The organism is Myroides sp. 1354 (assembly GCF_030324495.1).
Lineage (GTDB): Bacteria > Bacteroidota > Bacteroidia > Flavobacteriales > Flavobacteriaceae > Flavobacterium.
This window is the reverse complement of record NZ_JACAGN010000001.1, coordinates 79,629-100,300: the sequence shown is the minus strand read 5'-3', so window position 1 is coordinate 100,300 and position 20,672 is coordinate 79,629. Positions and strand designations below refer to the sequence as shown.

Genomic DNA, 20,672 nt, shown 5'->3' with positions numbered 1-20,672 from the left:
AATGAATCAAAATGGCTAATCAAGTTCGCGTGCGTTTTGCACCTAGTCCTACAGGACCATTACACATTGGTGGTGTTAGAACAGCATTATTTAATTATTTATTTGCTAAACAGAATAACGGTGTTTTCTATGTGAGAATTGAAGATACTGATCAAAACAGATTTGTGCCAGGAGCAGAAGCCTATATTCTAGAAGCATTGGAATGGTTGGGTATTTCTCCAGATGAAACAATGGGAAAAAACGAAAAGTTTGGACCTTACAGACAGAGTGAACGCAAAGATTTATACAAGCAATACGCAGACCAGTTGATTGAAACAGGATGGGCGTACTATGCTTTTGATACAGCAGAAGAATTAGACGAATTGCGCAAAAAAGCAGAAGAAGCTGGGCAAACGTTTATCTATAACCACAGCAACAGAGAACAATTAAAAACCTCTTTGAATTTGTCAAAAGAAGAGGTGAGTCAATTGATTGCTGCTGAGACACCTTATGTTATCCGCTTTAAAACACCAGTAGGTGAAACCCTGTTGTTGAACGATATTATTCGCGGTGATATCAAGTTTGAAACCAATTTATTAGACGATAAAGTGCTATTTAAGAGCGATGGAATGCCAACCTATCACCTAGCGAATATTGTGGATGACCATTTAATGGAAACTTCTCACGTAATTCGTGGAGAAGAATGGTTACCCTCTCTTCCTTTACACGAATTGTTGTACAAAGCGTTTGGATGGAAAGCACCTCAATTTGCACACTTACCTTTGATTTTGAAACCAGTAGGAAATGGTAAATTGTCAAAACGCGATGGAGATAAATTGGGATTCCCTGTATTTCCACTGGATTGGCAAGATCCAATTTCTGGTGAAAAATCGTCAGGATACCGCGAAAAGGGATTCTACCCAGAAACCGTGTTGAACTTCTTGGCTTTGTTAGGATGGAATGACGGAACAGATCAAGAAATTTTCTCTTTGGATGAGTTAGTGGCAAAATTTGACCTAGGACGCGTGCATAAAGCAGGAGCTAAGTTTGACCCAGAAAAGAACAAATGGTTCAATCAGCACTATTTAAAACAGCAAAAAGACGCAGATCTAGCACAAGCCTTCCAAGTAATCTTAAAAGAAAAGGGAATTCAAGTAGAAGAAGCTTATGTAGAGCAAGTCGTTGGTTTAATCAAAGAACGCGCAACTTTTGTTTCAGATTTCTTTGAATTGAGTGATTTCTTCTTCCAAGCACCAGGAGTTTACGATCCAAAAGCATTGAAGAACTGGAAAGAAGACACGGCTGGATTAATGGAACAAGTGGCTCAAGTCATTGAAAAAATTGAGGCTTTTGAAGCGAGTACAATTGAAAAAGAAGTGAAAGATTGGATCAACGAACAAGGCGTGGGAATGGGCAAAGTCATGCAACCGCTACGCATATGTGTCGTTGGGGAGTTAAAAGGACCCGATTTATTTCAAATTATTGAATTAATCGGAAAAGAAGAAACGCTGAAGCGAATCAAGCAAGCAATTGCAACAATATAAAAAAAGAGAGCTAATTTTAGCTCTCTTTTTTGTTAAAAATAATGTGTAATTTTAATCACATAAAGTAAAAACAGCATGAAAAAAAGGTTGGCTATTTTGATTGGCGTACTCTTACTGTGTATTGCCTGTACTAGCAATGATAATGATACTGCAGATCGAGCCGAAAAAGAGTGGACGAAGTTTATCCAAAAACACCTAATTGGCGAATGGAAACCAGAATCTATTGAAGTCAAACCCTTGCTAGGATCCGTAGTATTAGACAAAAAATACACGAGTTTGCAGCCCACAGGAACACAAGATATTCTTGTGTTGAATCAAGATTATACGGGACAATTTAAAACCTTTCTTTCGCAAGGGCAATTGAAGACGATTGACTTCAAATGGTACCATAAATTAGAGGAATTAGGTGTAATCTTAGAAGATAAGCGCGAATTTAAAAGTATACTATTACACAAATCAAGTAATGAACTTCAAGTTTCCATTCCCTTGAGTATTGTAGTGGACGAGTTGAAAGTGTATATACCAGAAGTAGAAGAGTTAGAAGCTAGAGCAGGCGAACTTTTGTTTGTTCATTTTAATTTTGTTAAATAAATAATATTTTTAGTTAATTTTCTTCTAATTGTAATAGATAATAAATTGTATATTTGAGGGTTAACTAAAAATGATTTTATGAAAAAAGTAATTTTATCCTTTTCATTGCTTGCCTTAGTTCTTGCGGGAACTGTTTCCTGTGGCAGTGACGATAATAGTTCAGAACAACAACAATTAAAAACCTTAGTTTTAGCTTCTCTTAATGGTACTGATGTAACCGTAAATAGTGAGGTAACTTTTGTTGTTACAGTTGGTACAGAGGTAATTGAAGGGGCTCAAATTGAGGTGAATGGAAAACCAGCAACCAATCCGTTTACTTTTGCAGAAGCAGGCACATATAAAGTAGTAGCAAAGAAAGACGGCTATAACAAGAGTAATGAGATTACGATGGAAGTAAAAAAAGCAGTGGCAGATATTTCTTTGGTTAATACTTGGGTTCCAATTCATGTAAACGTTAGTTTACCTATGGGAGATCCTATTTCGATGCCTTATCCTAAAAAAGAAAATTGTGAAGACGATACTCTAATTTTCGATAACTCGGCAACAGTTAAGTTTAACTATCACGATGACAGTTGTGTCGTTTCAACGACTGGAACAACTTGGTCATTCAATGAATCAACCAAAGTATTGACATTTACTTTATTTGATCAAGTGATGAAAGTTAATGTAACTTCACTGACAGCAGATAAGTTTACGATTAAAGCAAAAGGGGATCAATTTGCTGCTTTGATTCCAATTTTAGTACCGGATTTAGCTTCTAGTTTACCACCAGCCATGCTTGCTTTGGTAGAAGTAGAATTACAATTTGATAAGCAATAAAAAGAAAAATCTCCAGTAATGGGGATTTTTTTGTATTTTAACCTACTAATAAATAAATATTGTTATGTTTTTAATTTTCCTTGTACCCGTATTAATTGTTCTCTTTTTGAGTTTTTTCACGGTAAAACAACAATCTTCTGCTATTGTAGAGCGCTTTGGTAAGTTCAACAGTATCCGTCATTCGGGTTTACAGTTAAAAATACCTGTCGTGGATCGTATTTCAGGAGTTGTAAACTTGCGTATTCAACAGTTGGATGTGATGATTGAAACTAAAACGAAGGACAACGTTTTTGTTAAGTTGAAAGTTTCTGTTCAGTTTAAGGTTATTGCAGATCGCGTATATGATGCCTTCTATAAATTAGAATACCCGCATGATCAAATTACCTCTTACGTATTTGATGTGGTACGTGCGGAAGTGCCTAAATTAATTTTGGACGATGTTTTTGAAAGAAAAGACAATATTGCGGTAGCGGTGAAACGCGAATTAAACGAAGCAATGACAACCTATGGTTATGATATCATCAATACATTAATTACAGATATTGACCCTGATATTCAGGTGAAAAATGCCATGAACCGCATCAATGCTGCTGATCGTGAGAAAGTAGCAGCGGAGTATGAAGCAGAAGCAAGTAGAATTCGCATTGTAGCCAAAGCGAAAGCAGAAGCAGAATCAAAACGCTTACAAGGGCAAGGGATCGCAGATCAACGTCGCGAAATTGCACAAGGATTGGTGGAAAGTGTGGATGTATTGAATAAAGTGGGAATCAACTCTCAAGAGGCTTCGGCTCTAATTGTGGTAACACAGCACTATGACACATTACAAGCAGTTGGTGCAGATTCAAGATCAAATCTAATCTTATTGCCAAATTCGCCTACAGCAGCAAGTGATATGCTAACGAATATGGTGACTTCTTTTGCGGCAAGCGCTAAGGTATCAGAAATGAATAATCCAGCGCAATTAAAGCCTTCTAAGAAGGAAAATCACAAAACAGAGGAATAGTAAGCTTTATTAATAATAAAGGCTTTAAAAAGCTTAAAATAAAAAGCGTTGCTTGTTATATAACAAGCAACGCTTTTTTTGTATAATGTAATTACTTTCTAAACTTGCGAATGAAATACTTGAGGATTGATGTAACGAGTAGTGTTTGAACACCACCAGAGTTTCTCAATAGGGAACCAGCCGAGCCTAACGTGTTTTTAATGATGTTTTGTGGGGCTGTTTCTTCTTTCAATTGCTCCAAAGCCATATTAATTTTTTGATAATGGATTTCCCTTTCAATACGCAAAATCTGTAAATCGTGATTAATTTGCTCAAAGGAGGTATAACTCTTTCTCATAGTAGTGTAATTTACGTTCTTACTCATTAAAAATAGCTTCAGAGAGCTTTTTAATTAGAGGTCTATCAACAATGTATTTTCGACAAGTAAAGACAAGAATGCTAATGAATAAATAAAATAATCCAACATAGAGGAAACCAAGGGATCTACTGCCAATTGATTCTCCAATCGCAATAGCTGCAAACATAGAAATAAAGAAGAGCGAGAGTAGAAAAAAGACACCTACAGCAAAGACAGTCATGAAAATGATTGCCGTTTTTGCAGTAATCTTAAGTCCCCACAAACGGAAATAGTCCATACTTGTGTTGATGTACTGTTCCGAATGCTCTTTTATTTCGTTCAAGTTATTTTTGATTTCTTGGAATGCCATGCTCTAGTTTTTATAAAAAGATTATTTTTTTGCGTTTTCTGCCAATTCTTTTCCTTGCTTTTTAAGCTCAGCTAATTTGTGCTCCAAAGCAGAAATGACTTCATCTCTTTTTTTGCCTGCTGCATTGATAAAATCTTCAATACCGTCTTCTAGGCTATCTGATTTTCTACTTACGACATTGCGCACTTGCTTTTTCAAATCGTCTATTTTGTGTGAAAGTTCGTCTTTCGACTCATCAAACGATCTTCTGATTTTTTTTCTTGTCTTCTTTCCTTCATCCGGAGCAAATAGTATTCCAATACCTACTCCTATTGCTGCTCCAGCTACTAAAGCTGCTAATGTACTACCTAAACGATCTGACATAATAATTAATTTTTATGGTTATCTCATAAAGTTAATAAAAAAAGGTGCTTTTGTCCGTTAATATAACGTTAAAAACACCTTTTCTTTATTTTATTTCTAACAAAAATTAATTCTGTTCTACTTTTGCCCAAGTATCTCTAAGCCCTACCGTCTTATTGAAGACCAAGTGATTTGCCTTGCTTTCTTTGTCGACACAGAAGTATCCCATGCGTTGGAATTGGAATTTATCCCCCTCTTTTGCTTCTTGTAAACTTGGTTCTAAATAACCTTTGATTACGGATAGCGAATTGGGATTGATGAATTCTAAAAAGTCAACCTCTTTATTTCCATCAGGGTTTTCGTTGATAAACAAGCGGTCGTATACGCGAATTTCCGCTTCTACTGCGTGTGGAATAGACACCCAGTGAATCGTTCCTTTTACTTTGCGCTTACTAGCCTCTGATCCACTTCCACTTCGGCTATCTGCATCATAGGTTACGTGAATCTCTGTGATATTGCCTTGTTCGTCTTTTACAACGCTCTCTCCTTTGATGATATAAGCATTTTTCAAGCGAACTTCTTTACCTAAAGTCAAACGGAAGAATTTGCTATTAGCTTCTTCTTTAAAGTCTTCTCTCTCAATATACAATTCTCTTGAAAAAGGTACTTTTCGGAATGTCATTACTTCTTCTTCTGGATTGTTTTCTGCATCCAACCACTCTTCTTGTCCTGCTGGATAATTGGTAATCACCAATTTCACTGGATCTAGAACTGCCATAACACGGGGAGCGATTTTGTTTAAATCTTCGCGAACACAAAACTCCAACAAAGAAACATCAATTAAGTTATCTCGTTTTGCAATTCCAATCGTATCCGCATAGTTGCGGATAGAAGCTGGAGTATACCCTCTTCTTCTCAATCCAGAAATGGTAGACATTCTTGGATCATCCCATCCTGTTACATGTCCTTCAGCAACTAATTTGGCTAGTTTTCGCTTACTTACAACCGTGTGAGATAAGTTTCTACGCGCAAATTCACGTTGTTTAGGACGGATATTCTCCCCTTCTACAACCTGATCCAAGAACCAATCGTATAATTCACGGTGAGGTAAAAACTCAAGCGTACAGAAAGAATGAGAGATGCTTTCTAAATAGTCACTCTCTCCATGTGCCCAGTCATACATAGGGTAAATACACCAATCGTTTTGCGTGCGGTGGTGTGCTTTATTGATGATGCGGTACATGATCGGATCACGCATCAACATATTGGTATGTGCCATATCAATCTTAGCACGTAAAATATGCGTTCCTTCTGCGAATTCTCCTTTTTTCATGCGCTCGAATAAATCGAGGTTCTCTTCTACACTTCTATCTCGGTATGGACTGTTTACCCCTGCTGTGGTTGGTGTTCCTTTTTGTTGGGCCATTTCTTCGGAAGTTTGACTATCTACATAAGCCTTCCCTTCTTGAATCATGCGTACTGCCCAATCGTATAATTGCTGGAAATAATCCGATGCATAAACTTCATTTGCCCATTTATAACCTAGCCATTCTACATCGTATTTGATTGCGTCAACAAATTCCTGTTCTTCTTTTGAGGGATTCGTATCGTCAAAACGCAAGTTTACCGGCGCATTGTACTTTAATCCCAATCCAAAGTTTAAACAAATAGAACTCGCATGACCTACGTGTAAATAACCATTAGGCTCAGGCGGAAAACGGAAATGTAGTTTTTCTGTTGGCAAACCATTTTTTAAATCTTCTTCAATGATTTGCTCAATAAAATTTAATGATTTCTCTTTTGTTGACATGGATATAAATATTATAACTACAAAGGTATCAAAAAACTATAGAAGTTAGACGTATTTTACCCAGACAAAAGAGGATATCTAACTAAAAATAGTCGTAATTTTAGCTTTTAAACTAAAAGATGGATACTATGGGGATTATTAGATTGAACAATATCAGAACATTTTCGTTTCACGGTTGTATGCCTGAAGAAGCAAAAATCGGATCGGAATACCGTGTAGATGTTACAGCTACAGGAAACTTTAGAGATGCCGCTGCAACGGACGAATTAGTGAACGCTATTGACTATGTGCAATTGAACCAAATCGTCAAAGAAGAAATGGACAAGCGCTCGAAATTACTAGAAACGGTTGTACAACGCATTATTGATCGCGTGCTCTTAGAAATCAAGCTGGTGGAGAAAGTAACGGTAGCGGTTTCAAAAATTAATCCACCAATTGGAGGAGATGTAGAATATGTAACAGTTGAAATGCAGGGAGTTAGATAGTTTTCACAACATTGGAAGCAAAAAACTCACTAATTTGGTTTTTAAATTTAAAAAATAGTAGTAAGTTTGCATCCAATTAATGGATACGGCATCGTGTCCGAGTGGCTAGGAAGCGGTCTGCAAAACCGTCTACAGCGGTTCGAATCCGCTCGATGCCTCAGAAAAAAGGATAGCAATTCGCTATCCTTTTTTTGTTGGTTGTAATCTTCGATTAAAGGAAGGTTTATATTCTATTTTAAAAAGGTATTTCGTTTTATTGGGCACAAGACCTTGTGCCCCTACGTTTCGATTTTCCCTTCTTATATTCTATTTTAAAAAGGTATTTCGTTTTATTGGGCACAAGACCTTGTGCCCCTACGTTTTGATCTTCCCTTCTTATATTCTATTTTAAAAAGGTATTTTGTTTTATTGGGCACAGGCCCCTGTGTCCCTACGTTTCGATTTTCCCTTCTTATATTCTATTTTAAAAAGGTATTTCGTTTTATTGGGCACAATACCTTGTGCCCCTACGTTTCGATTTTCCCTTCTTATATTCTATTTTAAAAAGGTACTTCGTTTTATTGGGCACAAGACCTTGTGCCCCTACGTTTCGATCTTCACCTCTTTCCTCTTTCCAACACCCTCTCTCTATTTTTCTATTTCTCAATAACTTACAACTAAAAATAAATTTTATATAAAAAAAGTGGTCAAAACTATTGACAGATTGAATTTTTGCCGTATATTTGCACTCACGATACCGAAAGCGGGGTGTAGCGTAGCCCGGTCATCGCGCCTGGTTTGGGACCAGGAGGTCGCAGGTTCGAATCCTGCCACCCCGACTGAATGAAAGCTCTAACGAAAGTTAGGGCTTTTTTTATATCCAGATTGAATCAAGTTCTACTTGAATTCGAATCGGATATAAAAAAGGAATACGAGCGCAGCGAAGCTTTCATTTGGTATAACTCTTCTTTCAAGAGGAACAACGACCGAAGGGAGATAATCCTGCCACCCCGACTTACTGAAAGCGCTGACGAAAGCTAAGGCTTTTTTATTTTAAGAAGTAACTTTACAGCTTCAAAACAAGCAAAGTACAACTACACAATACAAAAAAAGAGAACCCTAGGGATTCTCTTTTTTTGTATCTTATTTTCGTTCTATTTTCGGAAGAGGCAGATTTAATTCTTTATCTGACGTTGGAATAAAGGCTTTTATCATAATGACAAAACCAAAAATGATTAAGAGTATACTGCTGATTTTCTTTACCTTGAGAATGTTTTCTGCAGTGAGTTTCTTTCTCAACTGTTTGGCTAATAGTATTTTGAAAACATCCGTTATAAAATACGCACTAATTGCAAACAAAAAGAAAACGAACATGCGTTCGGTATCCATATCCATTTGAGGACCTAAGGTGATGATGATGGCTAGCCAAAAGCCTAAAACACCTACATTGATAAAGTTCAATAAAAACCCTTTGACAAATAAGTTGAGGTATTCTCTCTTGAGGTTAGGTGGTGCAATTTGAATGGTGTGTACTTGCACTTTTTTTAGCTTGACAAAGGAAATAATCCCATAGGTCAACATCAATAATCCGCCGAAGATAAATAAGGCAGGGTCATCTTTGATAGAGTTAATTAAGCGAAAACTGCTAAAAAAAGCGATGGTGAAAAACAAAGCATCGGCGAGAATTACACCCATGTCAAAAGCAAGAGCTGCTCGAATCCCTCTTGTTATACTTGTTTCAATAAGAATAAAAAAAACAGGTCCAATCATGAAACTTAGGAAGAAACCTAAGGTAACGCCTGTAATTAAATCATCGATCATTTACCACAATTAAAAATGCCAATATATTTGATATATTGGCACCTATGTTAATTACCTACTGCAAGGTACGGCTTTTTATGACAATAGCGCAGGAAAAAAATAAATACTTTTAGTTCTCTTTCTTAATACTGCCGCCCATAACGATCTTTTCGTTTATTTTTTTAGGCTTTCCGAAGATAATGACCTCTCCTCCTGCTCTGGTCTTTGCATCGACTAAATCTGTTGCATTTACTTTGGCAATTCCTCCAGCATTTACGGTCACTTCCGTTTGTTTACTGATTAGTTTTTCATTGTAAATAGTTCCTCCTGCATTGGCCAAGATATCTTGTGTATTTGTTTTTCCTGTTAAGGTAATGGTACCGCCTGTATAACTGCGAACGGTTAGCTTCTCAGCGTCAACTTTCAACTCAACCGAAGCACCTGCTTTACTGTGAATTCTCAAGTTTGTCGCCTTAACTACCTCTTTACTTTCGATACTAGCTCCTTCATCAGCGATGATTTCTTCTAACTCTTTGTAGTACAATTTTACCTTGGTATTACTCCCTTGAAAACTCTTAGACAAATTCATTTTTATCTTTAGGTTTCCATTTTTGTTTACGAAGGTTACATCGTCTGTATTGCTACCGGAAATCTCAATTTTAGTTTCTTTAGCGGGAATTAAAACCAATTCAATCTTGTCAAAGACATTGACATTTTTAAACTCCCCTACTTCTTTTACGTCTTGTGCGAATCCCATTGTTCCACAAAACGCAACAAATAATAAAGCGATTTTTTTCATTTTAGCTTAGTTTTTGGATGTAATTAAAGTCTAATTGTTTTTTTACTAAATCTGCATTTTTAACCGAAACAACCACAGTATCACCTAATTGTAAGGTGTTGTGCGTGGCTTGGCCAACTAAAGCATATTGTTTTTCGTCATAGACGTAGTAATCTTCTTTAATCTCGCGTATGCGCACCATTCCCTCACATTTATTCTCAATGATTTCCACGTAAATACCCCATTCTGTAACACCAGATATTACCCCTGTGAAGGCTTTATCTTGTTGATCCTTCATGTATTTTACTTGCATGTACTTGATGCTATCGCGCTCTGCATTGGCTGCTAAACTCTCCATCGCTGAACAGTGCTTACATTTGGTTTCATACTCTTCTGCATTGACCGAATTTCCATTGTGTAAGTAAAATTCCAATAAACGATGTGCCATGACGTCAGGATAACGGCGAATTGGTGAAGTGAAGTGAGAATAATAGTCAAACGCCAAACCGTAGTGTCCGATGTTTTGCGTAGAATAACTCGCTTTACTCATGCTTCGAATAGCTAAGGTGTCCACTAAGTTTTGCTCTTTCTTCCCTTGGACATTTTTTAGTAATTCATTCAGTGATTTCGAAATCGTATCCCTTGATTTAAAGTTCAACGAGTGACCGAATCGTGAAATAACCGCTTGTAAACCAAATAATTTATCCTGATCTGGCTCATCGTGAATACGGTAAACAAAGGTTTTCTTTTGCTTGCCAATGAACTCAGAAACTTTGCGGTTAGCCAATAACATGAATTCCTCAATGAGGTGATTCGCCTCTTTGGCTTCTTTAAAGAACACTCCAACGGGCTCACTTTCGCTATTTAAGTTGAATTTCACTTCCACTTTGTCAAAGGAAATCGCTCCGGCTTTCATTCGCTTTTGACGAAGGATAATGGCCAATTTATTAAGAGTTAGCACTGCATGTGCCACTTCTTCACTCACTTGCTGTGCTTCTCCTGTAATGGAGATAAACTCAGGAATGGTGCGATCTTGTGTCTCGATGATGTACTGGGCTTCTTCATAAGCCATACGTTGATCCGAATGCGTTACGGTACGACCAAACCACGAATTGACTAACTCGCCTTTCGGATTCATCTCAAATACGGCTGAGAAGGTATATTTATCCTCGTGCGGACGTAGTGAACAAGCAAAATTCGATAAAACTTCAGGTAGCATTGGAACTGTACGATCGACTAAATAGACCGAAGTAGCACGATGAAAAGCCTCATCGTCTAAAATGGTTCCTTCTTGTACATAGTGAGAAACATCAGCAATGTGTACCCCTATTTCGTAGTTTCCATTTTCTAAAGTTTGAAAAGACAAGGCGTCGTCAAAGTCTTTGGCGTCTTTGGGGTCAATGGTGAAAGTTAATACTTCACGCATATCACGGCGTTTTGCTACCTCTTCTTCCTGTATCGAAGTATCCAATTTATTGGCAAACTCCTCTACTTCTTTTGGAAATTCACTCGGTAAACCATATTCTGCTAAGATGGCGTGGATCTCCGTATTGTGTTCGCCTTGTTTACCCAATACCTTCACTACTTTTCCAAAGGGACTGTCTGCTTTTTCTGGCCAATCTTCTAAATCAACCAATACGACATCCCCTGGTTGAGCATCCAAAAATTTGTCTTTCGGAATGAAAATATCCGTGTACATCTTGGCATCTGCTGTGGTAACAAAAGCAAAGTTCTTTTGAATTTCAATGACCCCAACAAATTGTGTGCGGTGACGTTCTAATACTTCCACTACTTCAGCTTCTGGTTTTCTGCCTTTTCGCTTGTTGTAGATGTAAGCTTTCACTAAATCACCATCTAGGGCTTTGTTTAAGTTGTTTGTAGGGATGAATACATCCTCTTCTAGCTCTTCACTGACCAAATAAGCTGTTTTTCTGCTGGTCATATCGATATGTCCTTCTACGTAATTTGCTTTTGGAACAAAGCGATATTTACCAAGTTCAACTTCTTCGATAAGCGTCTTGGAAAGTAAGAATTTTAGTTCTTTAATAATCTCGTTTCTGCCTTGGGTATCTACTACTTCTAATTGGGCAGCTACTTGTTTGTAATTATAAGATTTTGAAGGATTTTTCCCTAAAAATTTTAAAATCTTATTAGAAAAATCAAATTGTTTTTTCTTTTTATGTTTAATTTTTTTTGCCATTTTTTGAGTTTTTTTCCCAGTCTTTTGCCTGTGGAAAGTTGTTTAAATGTACGAAATACTCTTTATTCTGAGGAATAAAAGTCTCTTTTTTGTGTTATTATTGTGAATTACAGGGGCTAAAAAGTGTGCTAATCTCAACTATATTGAAAATATAGTTTTTCATTTTTTTGGTAAAGGCTACAAGGAGAATCAGTTGAAGTCTAAGTCTTTTCAATGGGTTTCTTCTTGTGCAAGGCCTTAAAAAAGTGTAATTCAGTCGGAAAACTGGCAACAAAAGTATTTCTTTTTTCTCATTTTGACTGCATTTATTTAATTTTTCTCTTTAAACAAACCTAAACCAGAGAGAAAAAAAGACCCTTTTTTTACCAAAGAAATAGATGAATGCTCCGTTTTTATTTTGTTGTTATCGTTTTTGCTCTGTGTTCATCTGGGGATTATTTGAGGTTTGTTCTTCTTTTCTTCGACTTGCCTTGGAGATTCCCTCAACTTAACTAGGACATAAGGGTAGTTTGTCGAAGGAAGCCTGAACGAATGTTGAACGAATCCTCAAGGAAGGTTAAGCCTACCCCAAACAAAGTGCGAATTAAGTTCGACTGAAGGTCGTTACAATCCCATAAAAAGAGGGGCTTCAAAGAAGAAGAAAAGGGAGGTGGGTGTAAAACCTCTACTATTTTTTGTATTTTAGGAAAACCAATCCATAAAAACTAAAACAAACAATGAAAGCAATATCTTATGTGCATGGCGCTTCTAATATTCCCTTGTTAGGAGAAACAATAGGAGAAAATCTGAGAAAAATAACGGAATTATACCCCGATAATGAAGCCTTGGTTAGTGCGCATCAAAATTACAGAGCCACTTATCGCGAATTTCACCAACAAACAGCAGAAGTAGCCAAAGCACTTTTGGCTTTATCTGTTGAAAAAGGAGATCGAGTGGGAATTTGGGCACCGAATTGCTATGAGTGGGTGTTGCTGCAATATGCAACAGCGCGCATTGGGGTGATCTTAGTGAATTTAAACCCTGCTTATCGTGCGCATGAGTTAGAGTTTGCAGTCAATCAATCCGAAATCAAAGTGATTATTTCTGCTGAATCTTATAAAACTAGTGATTATCGCAAAATGATTGCTGTGGTACGCGAAGATTGTCCGTCGCTCAAAGAAGTTGTCTTCTTAGGGGAAGAATGGAATCAATTCGTTGCAAATGGACAAGTAATAGACAAGGCCGTTTTAGATGAAATCGAGGCTTCAGTACAATTTGGTGAAGCGGTGAATATTCAATATACCTCTGGAACGACTGGGTTTCCGAAAGGAGTAACCTTGACCCATCACAATATTTTAAATAACGGTTATTTTATCGGCGTTCGATTAAAGTATACCGCAAAGGATCGCGTGTGTATTCCCGTGCCTTTTTACCATTGTTTTGGTATGGTGATAGGCAATTTGTGTTGTACGTCTCACGGAGCAACGATTGTTATTCCCAATGACAGTTTTGATCCTGCAAAAACACTAGAAGTGGTCGAACGCGAAAAGTGTACTTCTCTTTATGGGGTGCCCACAATGTTTATTGCGGAATTGCAATTACCTGACTTTAAAAAGTACAATTTATCCTCTTTGCGAACAGGAGTTATGGCCGGATCCCTCTGTCCAGAACACGTGATGAAACGCGTAAAAACAGAGATGAATATGGATGAAATCAGCATCTGTTATGGGATGACTGAAACGTCGCCTGTATCAACCCAAACCCACATCGGCATTGATATTAAAAAACAAGTGAGTACGGTAGGAACGGTACAAGATCACTTGGAAATAAAAATCGTAGATCCAGAAACAGGAGGAATTGTTCCTAGAGGAGAAGCAGGTGAATTGTGTACGCGTGGGTATTCTGTGATGCTGAAATATTGGAATAACCGCACTTTAACCGCAGAAGTACTGGATGAAAACCGTTGGATGCATACCGGTGATTTAGCGACGATGGACGAGGAAGGATTTATCGCTATTACAGGGCGTATTAAAGATTTAATTATTCGCGGTGGAGAGAATATCTCACCCAAGTGGATTGAGGATTTCTTATATACCCATCCTGATGTAGCCGATGTCCAAGTAATCGGTGTGCCCAGTGAGAAATACGGAGAAGAAGTTATGGCGTGGATTATCTTGAAAGAAGGGACAACGGCAACAGGTGAAAGTATGCGCGCTTTCTGTGATCAGAAAATTGCCCATTACCGCATCCCTAAGTATTGGAAGTTTGTATCCTCTTTTCCAATGACCATTTCAGGTAAAGTTAGAAAGGTGGAAATGCGACAAATAGCCGTAGAAGAATTAGGATTATAAAAGGCAAAAGTTTTACCTTTGTCAAAGAATAATAACACACAACACACATGAAAATAGCAATCGGAAATGATCACGCAGGGCCAGCTTATAAAAAGGCCATTGTCGACTTTTTACAAGCCAAGGGATACGAAGTAACAAACTATGGAACAGATAGTTTTGATTCTGTAGATTACCCCGATTTTGGACATCAAGTAGCCACTGCAGTGGAAAATGGAACTGTAGACTTTGGTATTGTTATTTGTGGAAGTGGAAATGGAATTGCCATGTCTGCGAACAAACACCAAGGCGTGCGTTGTGCGTTGTGTTGGACCAAAGAAATTGCTGAATTAGCGCGTTTACACAACGATGCCAACGTGATTAGTATTCCTGCTCGTTTCACTTCGATTGAACAAGCAGTTGCTATGGTAGAAACGTTTTTAAATACGGCTTTTGAAGGTGGGCGTCATGCCAATCGAGTGAATAAAATCGCTTGTTCTTAAATGGAGAGAAAATAAAGAAATAGGAAAAGGTATTTACGCAAGTAAATGCCTTTTTTTGTTTAGTAGAAATAATGAATCGTTTATTTTAGACGACCGTGTATGAAGAATAAATTGTATTTTTATAAGGTCTTTCTAAAAAATAAGTGCAATGGAGAAAATAACAATACGAAATTTTGCAGGAATCGATAAACTAGATTTAGACATTAAGCCAATTAATATTTTAATAGGTCCTCAGGGCGTGGGAAAAAGCGTCGTGGTGAAACTTGTTTATTTGTTTAAAAAAGTACTCGAAGATATATTTAGCGCTAGAATAGAAAGTTATGAAGAAAAGGAGGTTAAGGATCTCATTTTTAATGATTTTAAAAGAATTTTTGATAAAAGCGTTTGGGAAAACAAGGCGGATTTTGAAATTGTATATACAGATAAACAAGCTTTAAGCTTCAAAATAAAAAGTAGTAGTATTAGCGATTTTACTATTGAATTTTCTACTCAATTAAAAGAAATTTTGAGTGATTTAACTAAATTTCAAGTTGAATTAGAACAAACGAAAATAGAGACAATCAGTGAAAAAGGCGTAAGACATTGGTTGGATCAAAAGATTGATTTACACAATGAGATAACGAAATTTCTGAGAGAAAAATATGGGCAAGAAAGAATAGAACAAATATTTATTCCTGCTGGTCGTAGTTTTTTTACAACAGTAGATAAAAATATTTATTCTATCATTGATAGTAGAGGGAAATATGATACTTCTTTGGATTTCTTTTTGGTGCATTTCGGTACTATATATCAAATGCTTTCGGGCTATGATATACTGAGTTTTAAAGAAAATGAAAATACTTTAGAAGGGAAACGCATAAATGAATTAATTGAAACTATTTTAGGAGGTAAAATAATAGAAGGTAAAGAAGGAATTGAGTTTTTATTACATAAGGATCAAAGAAAAGTAGCCATTAAGCATACATCCTCAGGTCAGCAAGAAGCGCTACCCTTGGTGTTATTAATAAAAGCTTTATATAATAATGTTTTTTGGGACGAAGACTATACTTTATTTATCGAAGAACCTGAAGCACATTTATTTCCCACTGCACAAAAAGCCATAGTAGAACTTTTAGCTAAAGTGCATAATAAGAATTTAGGACATTCTCAGCTTTTTATAACCACACACAGCCCTTATATTTTGACTTCATTTAATAATTTAATCTACGCTGGCAATCTTATCAAAGAAGATGAATCAAGAAGAACCGCTGTAGAAGAGATAATTGATCCAGATGCAATTTTAGATTCGAGTCTTTTCAGTGCTTATGCACTTCAAAAATCAGGTGCAACGGATTTGATGGATGAAGAAAATGGAATTATTAATGCTGAATTGTTAGATGAGGTATCCAATACCATTGGGAAACAATTTGACCAATTACTCGATATTGAATATGTTGGACAAGATTAATGCAAGATGTAAAGAAACAGATTCACGCAGTAAATTTGTTTTTCGAGAAAATGGACGAAAATTAACTTTAATAAACAGTAGTAATGAGGAATCGACAATGATTAAGATTGATGGTTGTCATATTCAAAATAGCAAAGCTTGTGATTTTATGCTAGTGACGCCCAATTATGATTTTTATATTGAATTGAAAGGACAAGATGTTAATAAAGCGCTTGAACAAGTGATAGAAACAATAGAAGTAGTCGGGAAAACAACGAAAAACAGTAGGAAAGCCTATGTAATTTGCTCCAAGGTTCCGAAAACAGATACCTCTATTCAAATGAAGAAAAAAACGTTAAAACATAGATATGCTTGTGATTTAGAAATTGCTTCTAATCAACGGGAGTATAAGTATTAACCTCATTCTCTCCCCTACTTATCGCTTAAACAAAGCAAAAAACAACACGACCTGTATAATAAAAACCGCGTAAAACTTCAGTTTAAAACTCTGTTTGGCGTTTTTGTGTTTCAAATGTCTCATTGCGAGCCATCCTCCTACGCTACCACCTAAAAAGCAGAGCGTAAGCAAATTTTTTTCTGAAATTCTATTCCTGTGTTTGATCGCCCGCTCTTTGTCTATCTTGAACATAGAGTACGTAATATAGTTGATGGCGAAAATGTAAAAGAATAAAAACTTCATCTCATTTATTTATTGGCGCAAAGGTAGTATTTTAGCTATTCTTAAAATAATATATTATGACGTTGATTCATTTTATTCAACAAGCGGTGGATGCCTCTGTAAAGAGCATTGAAAACACGTTAGCCTTGTTAGATGAAGCCTGTACCATCCCTTTTATTGCTCGATATAGAAAAGATAGAACTGGAAATTTAGATGAAGTTGCCATTGAAAAAATTGCCAAGTACCGTGATTTATACCTGGGAATTGTCAAGCGAAAAGAATCAATTTTGGCGTCTATTGAAGAACAAGGAAAGCTAACAGCCGAATTGCGTACTAAAATCGAAGAAAGCTTTGATTTAGTTGAGATTGAAGATTTGTATTTACCCTATAAAAAGACGCGTAAAACCAAAGCAGATGTGGCTAGAGCTTTAGGGTTAGAGCCCTTAGCCAAGGTGATTATGGCACAAAATGCCACGGATATTGAATCGATTGCACGAAAGTATATTACCAAAGAAGTAGAAGACGAAGAGAAAGCTATTCAAGGGGCTTGTGATATTATTGCGGAGTGGATTAACGAACATTTGTATATCCGCAAAGCGTTGAGGAGGAAGTTTCAACGCGAGGCGGTTGTGGGAACTAAGGTTGTAAAAGCTAAAATGGAGGAAGAAGGCGCTCAGAAATTTGAGCAGTATTTCGATTGGTCTGAACCTTTGTATAAAATGCCAGCCCATCGACTTTTAGCGGTATTACGTGCTGAAAAAGAAGGTTATATCCGCATGAATATTGCCGTAGAGAAAGAAGAAGCGATTCAATTTATAGAACAAACCATTATCAAAGGCAAAGGCGATGCTGTTCCTTATTTGCAAAAGGCGATAGCTGATAGCTATAAGCGTTTACTAGAACCCGCGTTGTCTAACGAAGTATTGGGAGAAGCGAAAGCAAAAGCCGATGCGAATTCGATAGCGGTATTCTCGGATAACTTAGCCCAATTATTATTGGCTGCTCCTTTGGGCGAAAAGCGCATTTTGGCGATTGATCCAGGGTATAAAACAGGATGTAAAATCGTTTGTTTGGACGAAAATGGCAATTTGTTGTACAACGAAACGATTTACCCTCATCCACCTCAAAAAGACAGCGTAATAGCAATGAAAAAGGTGCGTTCTATGGTGAATTCCTATCGTATTGAAGCCATTGCCATTGGAAATGGAACAGCATCCAGAGAAACGGAATTCTTCATCAAGAAAATTGCCTTTGATAAACCCGTACAAGTATTTGTGGTCAACGAAGCAGGGGCATCCGTATATTCTGCGTCTAAAATAGCAAGAGAGGAATTTCCCAATTACGACGTTACGGTAAGAGGTTCGGTATCCATTGGAAGACGATTGGCGGATCCACTAGCCGAATTAGTGAAAATTGATCCTAAATCCATCGGTGTAGGACAATATCAACACGACGTGGATCAAACGCTGTTAAAAAGCGAGTTGGATGCGGTCGTGATGAGATGTGTAAACAAGGTGGGAATTAACCTGAATACAGCCAGTAAATCCCTGTTGAGCTATGTGTCGGGTATTGGAGAGAAAATGGCGGAAAATATCGTGCAGTATCGAGCGGAAAATGGAGCGTTTACTTCTCGTACAGCGCTTAAAAAAGTTCCGCGTTTAGGGGAAAAAGCCTACCAACAAGCAGCGGCTTTTATTCGCATTAAAAATGCAGAAAACCCTTTAGATGATTCGGCCGTTCATCCTGAGGCTTATCCCATCGTTCAGCAAATGGCGAAAGATTTAAAAATTACCGTTGATCAATTGATTTCTAATCCAGAAACCATTCAAAAGATTGACATCAAACAATATGAAACCGCAGATATCGGTATTTTAACCCTTACAGATATTGTCAAAGAGTTAGAAAAACCAGGATTAGATCCGCGTAAAGCTGCCAAAGTATTTGAATTTGATCCGTCAGTCAAGCAAATTACCGATTTGAAAATAGGGCAAGTATTGCCAGGGATTATCAATAATATTACCAATTTTGGATGTTTCGTCGATGTGGGTATCAAAGAAAGTGGCTTGGTACATATTTCTCAACTAAAGGAGGGATTTGTTTCCGATGTCAATGAAGTAGTGAAATTACATCAACATGTACAAGTCAAGGTAGTAGATGTGGATCAAGCGAAAAAACGCATTCAATTATCGATGATTTTATAGGAATATCGCCCAAAACACAACTTGGCATAGTCTTTGTTTATTTAGTAATAAGGAAAAGAAATCTTTTTATCTGTAATAGAAAAAGATAGAAGTTAAGTAGTGTTTTTATTATGTTTTATAAGTGAAGCGCCCGTTAAATAGTTATTTATCGGGTGCTTTTTTTGATATCCTTCAATAAAAAATGCGCTATACCAAGGCATAGCGCATGTCAATATCGAGATTCTATTGAATTATTCCGTTTTAGAAGTGTCTTCTTTTGTCGTTTCTTTCTTAGATGTTTGTTGAGTGTTTTCATCTCTAGTAGCATCCTTGAATTCTTTGATTCCAGTTCCTAATCCTTTCATCAATTCAGGAATTTTCTTACCACCAAATAACAACAAGATTAAGGCAACGATAATTACGATTTGCCATGGCCCAACCATTCCTAAAAAAATATGTAATGAGTTCATATTAATTTGTTTGAAGATTTTAATAAAAACAAATATAGGAAGAAAAACCGATTCCGCTTTAGGTCCAATTCGATTATTTAACTTTTAGACCAATAATATTAACATTATGACCGATTTAATATGTGAATAAAAGCAAAAAAGAGAAGAAGTCAACTTTTTTAATGTTTATATTTGTGTAGAAAACAAGTGATTTATGTCTAAGAAAGGACTTCAATGGAAAAAGTGGAAGAAAAGACTTCTAGATAAATATAGAGTAGTAGTGGTGAACGATCGCACGTTTGAGGATGTGAGCTCGTTTAAGTTAAATCTCTTGAATGTGGTTGGTGCGACGACGACCATTGTTTTTTTATTACTCGTTTCCAATGTCATTTTGTTGATTGTTACACCATTAAAAGAATATATTCCAGGGTATTCTTCGGCAGAATTAAAGCAAAAGGCAGTGGATTTGGCCTTAAAGGTAGATTCTCTTGAATCGGAGATTAAAAAAAATGAACAGTATGTTGCAGCTGTAAAGCGCGTGCTGTTGGGAGATATCGAGATTACCTCAACCAGTGTAGATTCCTTGATGAAGACTGAAACGCCTCTTCATGCAATTGAACATACTCAACCCAGTGAAAAAGATTTAGAATTACGCGAATACGTTCGATTGGAGGATAAGTATAATATTTTTACTCATGCGGAAGCGAGAGTGAGTACGGTGCTTTTTGCGCCCATTGAAGGGACGATTGTTCGAAAATACGATCCAAAATCCATGCATTTTGGTATTGATTTTACGGCGGCGAAAAATGCCATGGTCAAATCAGTGGCTAAAGGAACGGTGATTTTTGTAGATTGGACGATTAAGGATGGCTATACTGTGATTGTCTTACATGAAGAAGGAGTCAGTTCAGTTTACAAGCATTTATCTTCTTTAACCAAAAGCGTGTATGAAACAGTACAAGCGGGAGATGTGCTAGGACTGTACAATCAAGAAGAAGTAAAATCGAAAATGAGTCAACCTTATTTGCATTTCGAATTGTGGAAGGATAATTATCCGTTAGATCCTACGTTATTTATTGATTTAGAATAAAA

The 20,672-nt window shown here is 36.8% G+C and carries 20 protein-coding genes and 2 tRNA genes; 13 read left to right on the top strand and 9 right to left on the bottom strand.

Annotation, left to right across the window (positions count from 1 at the left end; genetic code table 11):
- Window positions 1-11: 11 nt before the first annotated feature.
- From gltX to HX004_RS00475, 4 genes are all read left to right on the top strand, one after another.
- A complete protein-coding gene (gene gltX, locus HX004_RS00490; RefSeq protein WP_286440315.1) occupies window positions 12-1,523 on the top strand; it encodes a glutamate--tRNA ligase in 1,512 nt (503 codons plus the stop codon).
- A 75-nt stretch (window positions 1,524-1,598) separates the two neighbouring features.
- Complete coding sequence (locus tag HX004_RS00485) at window positions 1,599-2,114, top strand: hypothetical protein (protein ID WP_286440314.1); 516 nt, start codon at window positions 1,599-1,601, stop codon at window positions 2,112-2,114.
- 78 nt (window positions 2,115-2,192) lie between these two features.
- Window positions 2,193-2,933 carry an META domain-containing protein gene (locus tag HX004_RS00480; protein WP_286440313.1) on the top strand — a complete coding sequence of 247 codons (741 nt, stop codon included), beginning with the start codon at window positions 2,193-2,195 and terminating at the stop codon, window positions 2,931-2,933.
- 64 nt (window positions 2,934-2,997) lie between these two features.
- Entirely contained in the window at window positions 2,998-3,936 is a 939-nt protein-coding gene (locus HX004_RS00475; protein ID WP_286440312.1) for an SPFH domain-containing protein, read from the top strand.
- Window positions 3,937-4,027: 91 nt separating this feature from the next.
- Here HX004_RS00475 and HX004_RS00470 read toward each other — a convergent pair whose 3' ends face one another.
- The 4 genes from HX004_RS00470 to HX004_RS00455 all read right to left on the bottom strand — a co-directional run bounded on the left by HX004_RS00470 (window position 4,028) and on the right by HX004_RS00455 (window position 6,795).
- A complete protein-coding gene (locus HX004_RS00470; protein WP_286440311.1) occupies window positions 4,028-4,273 on the bottom strand; it encodes a DUF6327 family protein in 246 nt (81 codons plus the stop codon).
- Window positions 4,274-4,292: 19 nt separating this feature from the next.
- Entirely contained in the window at window positions 4,293-4,643 is a 351-nt protein-coding gene (locus tag HX004_RS00465) for a hypothetical protein (RefSeq protein ID WP_286440310.1), read from the bottom strand.
- 21 nt (window positions 4,644-4,664) lie between these two features.
- On the bottom strand, window positions 4,665-5,006 hold the full coding sequence (locus HX004_RS00460; protein WP_286440309.1) for a YtxH domain-containing protein: 342 nt from the start codon (window positions 5,004-5,006) through the stop codon (window positions 4,665-4,667).
- Window positions 5,007-5,112: 106 nt separating this feature from the next.
- On the bottom strand, window positions 5,113-6,795 hold the full coding sequence (locus HX004_RS00455; RefSeq protein ID WP_286440307.1) for a glutamine--tRNA ligase/YqeY domain fusion protein: 1,683 nt from the start codon (window positions 6,793-6,795) through the stop codon (window positions 5,113-5,115).
- A gap of 128 nt (window positions 6,796-6,923) precedes the next feature.
- Between HX004_RS00455 and folB the strand changes: the two genes are divergently transcribed.
- From folB to HX004_RS00440, 3 genes are all read left to right on the top strand, one after another.
- Window positions 6,924-7,280 (top strand): dihydroneopterin aldolase, encoded by a 357-nt coding sequence (gene folB, locus HX004_RS00450; RefSeq protein WP_286440305.1) that lies wholly within the window; start codon window positions 6,924-6,926, stop codon window positions 7,278-7,280.
- A gap of 87 nt (window positions 7,281-7,367) precedes the next feature.
- Window positions 7,368-7,438 (top strand) — tRNA-Cys (locus HX004_RS00445).
- A 585-nt stretch (window positions 7,439-8,023) separates the two neighbouring features.
- Window positions 8,024-8,098 (top strand) — tRNA-Pro (locus HX004_RS00440).
- A gap of 304 nt (window positions 8,099-8,402) precedes the next feature.
- Here HX004_RS00440 and HX004_RS00435 read toward each other — a convergent pair.
- The 3 genes from HX004_RS00435 to rnr all read right to left on the bottom strand — a co-directional run bounded on the left by HX004_RS00435 (window position 8,403) and on the right by rnr (window position 12,037).
- Window positions 8,403-9,080, bottom strand: coding sequence for a LysE family translocator (locus HX004_RS00435; RefSeq protein WP_286440303.1), 678 nt, complete (start codon window positions 9,078-9,080; stop codon window positions 8,403-8,405).
- 109 nt (window positions 9,081-9,189) lie between these two features.
- Window positions 9,190-9,858, bottom strand: coding sequence for a head GIN domain-containing protein (locus tag HX004_RS00430; protein ID WP_286440302.1), 669 nt, complete (start codon window positions 9,856-9,858; stop codon window positions 9,190-9,192).
- Between the two features lies 1 nt (window position 9,859).
- Window positions 9,860-12,037, bottom strand: coding sequence for a ribonuclease R (gene rnr / locus HX004_RS00425; protein WP_286440300.1), 2,178 nt, complete (start codon window positions 12,035-12,037; stop codon window positions 9,860-9,862).
- Window positions 12,038-12,753: 716 nt separating this feature from the next.
- Here rnr and HX004_RS00420 point away from each other — a divergent pair.
- The 4 genes from HX004_RS00420 (at window position 12,754) to HX004_RS00405 (ending at window position 16,690) form a co-directional block, all read left to right on the top strand.
- A complete protein-coding gene (locus HX004_RS00420; protein ID WP_286440299.1) occupies window positions 12,754-14,367 on the top strand; it encodes an AMP-binding protein in 1,614 nt (537 codons plus the stop codon).
- A 47-nt stretch (window positions 14,368-14,414) separates the two neighbouring features.
- Window positions 14,415-14,846, top strand: coding sequence for a ribose 5-phosphate isomerase B (rpiB, locus tag HX004_RS00415; protein ID WP_002988491.1), 432 nt, complete (start codon window positions 14,415-14,417; stop codon window positions 14,844-14,846).
- 148 nt (window positions 14,847-14,994) lie between these two features.
- On the top strand, window positions 14,995-16,293 hold the full coding sequence (locus tag HX004_RS00410; RefSeq protein ID WP_286440298.1) for an AAA family ATPase: 1,299 nt from the start codon (window positions 14,995-14,997) through the stop codon (window positions 16,291-16,293).
- On the top strand, window positions 16,277-16,690 hold the full coding sequence (locus HX004_RS00405) for a hypothetical protein (protein ID WP_286440297.1): 414 nt from the start codon (window positions 16,277-16,279) through the stop codon (window positions 16,688-16,690). The genes HX004_RS00410 and HX004_RS00405 overlap by 17 nt, the downstream gene beginning before the upstream one ends.
- A gap of 18 nt (window positions 16,691-16,708) precedes the next feature.
- Here HX004_RS00405 and HX004_RS00400 read toward each other — a convergent pair whose 3' ends face one another.
- Entirely contained in the window at window positions 16,709-16,972 is a 264-nt protein-coding gene (locus HX004_RS00400; RefSeq protein ID WP_286440296.1) for a DUF1294 domain-containing protein, read from the bottom strand.
- 56 nt (window positions 16,973-17,028) lie between these two features.
- Between HX004_RS00400 and HX004_RS00395 the strand changes: the two genes are divergently transcribed.
- Window positions 17,029-19,152 carry a Tex family protein gene (locus HX004_RS00395; protein ID WP_286440295.1) on the top strand — a complete coding sequence of 708 codons (2,124 nt, stop codon included), beginning with the start codon at window positions 17,029-17,031 and terminating at the stop codon, window positions 19,150-19,152.
- 230 nt (window positions 19,153-19,382) lie between these two features.
- Here the strand turns inward: HX004_RS00395 and HX004_RS00390 are convergent, their stop codons facing one another.
- Complete coding sequence (locus HX004_RS00390) at window positions 19,383-19,601, bottom strand: Sec-independent protein translocase subunit TatA/TatB (protein WP_286440294.1); 219 nt, start codon at window positions 19,599-19,601, stop codon at window positions 19,383-19,385.
- Between the two features lie 193 nt (window positions 19,602-19,794).
- On the opposite strand from HX004_RS00390, the gene HX004_RS00385 reads away from it, so the two are divergent.
- Entirely contained in the window at window positions 19,795-20,670 is an 876-nt protein-coding gene (locus HX004_RS00385) for a murein hydrolase activator EnvC family protein (protein ID WP_286440293.1), read from the top strand.
- The last annotated feature ends 2 nt before the right edge of the window (window positions 20,671-20,672 follow it).

Bases quoted from the DNA above. Each gene is read 5' to 3' on its own strand.
- gltX (WP_286440315.1), top strand. From the start codon at position 12: ATGGCTAATCAAGTTCGCGTGCGTTTTGCACCTAGTCCTACAGGACCA.
- HX004_RS00485 (WP_286440314.1), top strand. From the start codon at position 1,599: ATGAAAAAAAGGTTGGCTATTTTGATTGGCGTACTCTTACTGTGTATT.
- HX004_RS00480 (WP_286440313.1), top strand. From the start codon at position 2,193: ATGAAAAAAGTAATTTTATCCTTTTCATTGCTTGCCTTAGTTCTTGCG.
- HX004_RS00475 (WP_286440312.1), top strand. From the start codon at position 2,998: ATGTTTTTAATTTTCCTTGTACCCGTATTAATTGTTCTCTTTTTGAGT.
- HX004_RS00470 (WP_286440311.1), bottom strand. From the start codon at position 4,273: ATGAGAAAGAGTTATACCTCCTTTGAGCAAATTAATCACGATTTACAG.
- HX004_RS00465 (WP_286440310.1), bottom strand. From the start codon at position 4,643: ATGGCATTCCAAGAAATCAAAAATAACTTGAACGAAATAAAAGAGCAT.
- HX004_RS00460 (WP_286440309.1), bottom strand. From the start codon at position 5,006: ATGTCAGATCGTTTAGGTAGTACATTAGCAGCTTTAGTAGCTGGAGCA.
- HX004_RS00455 (WP_286440307.1), bottom strand. From the start codon at position 6,795: ATGTCAACAAAAGAGAAATCATTAAATTTTATTGAGCAAATCATTGAA.
- folB (WP_286440305.1), top strand. From the start codon at position 6,924: ATGGGGATTATTAGATTGAACAATATCAGAACATTTTCGTTTCACGGT.
- HX004_RS00435 (WP_286440303.1), bottom strand. From the start codon at position 9,080: ATGATCGATGATTTAATTACAGGCGTTACCTTAGGTTTCTTCCTAAGT.
- HX004_RS00430 (WP_286440302.1), bottom strand. From the start codon at position 9,858: ATGAAAAAAATCGCTTTATTATTTGTTGCGTTTTGTGGAACAATGGGA.
- rnr (WP_286440300.1), bottom strand. From the start codon at position 12,037: ATGGCAAAAAAAATTAAACATAAAAAGAAAAAACAATTTGATTTTTCT.
- HX004_RS00420 (WP_286440299.1), top strand. From the start codon at position 12,754: ATGAAAGCAATATCTTATGTGCATGGCGCTTCTAATATTCCCTTGTTA.
- rpiB (WP_002988491.1), top strand. From the start codon at position 14,415: ATGAAAATAGCAATCGGAAATGATCACGCAGGGCCAGCTTATAAAAAG.
- HX004_RS00410 (WP_286440298.1), top strand. From the start codon at position 14,995: ATGGAGAAAATAACAATACGAAATTTTGCAGGAATCGATAAACTAGAT.
- HX004_RS00405 (WP_286440297.1), top strand. From the start codon at position 16,277: ATGTTGGACAAGATTAATGCAAGATGTAAAGAAACAGATTCACGCAGT.
- HX004_RS00400 (WP_286440296.1), bottom strand. From the start codon at position 16,972: ATGAAGTTTTTATTCTTTTACATTTTCGCCATCAACTATATTACGTAC.
- HX004_RS00395 (WP_286440295.1), top strand. From the start codon at position 17,029: ATGACGTTGATTCATTTTATTCAACAAGCGGTGGATGCCTCTGTAAAG.
- HX004_RS00390 (WP_286440294.1), bottom strand. From the start codon at position 19,601: ATGAACTCATTACATATTTTTTTAGGAATGGTTGGGCCATGGCAAATC.
- HX004_RS00385 (WP_286440293.1), top strand. From the start codon at position 19,795: ATGTCTAAGAAAGGACTTCAATGGAAAAAGTGGAAGAAAAGACTTCTA.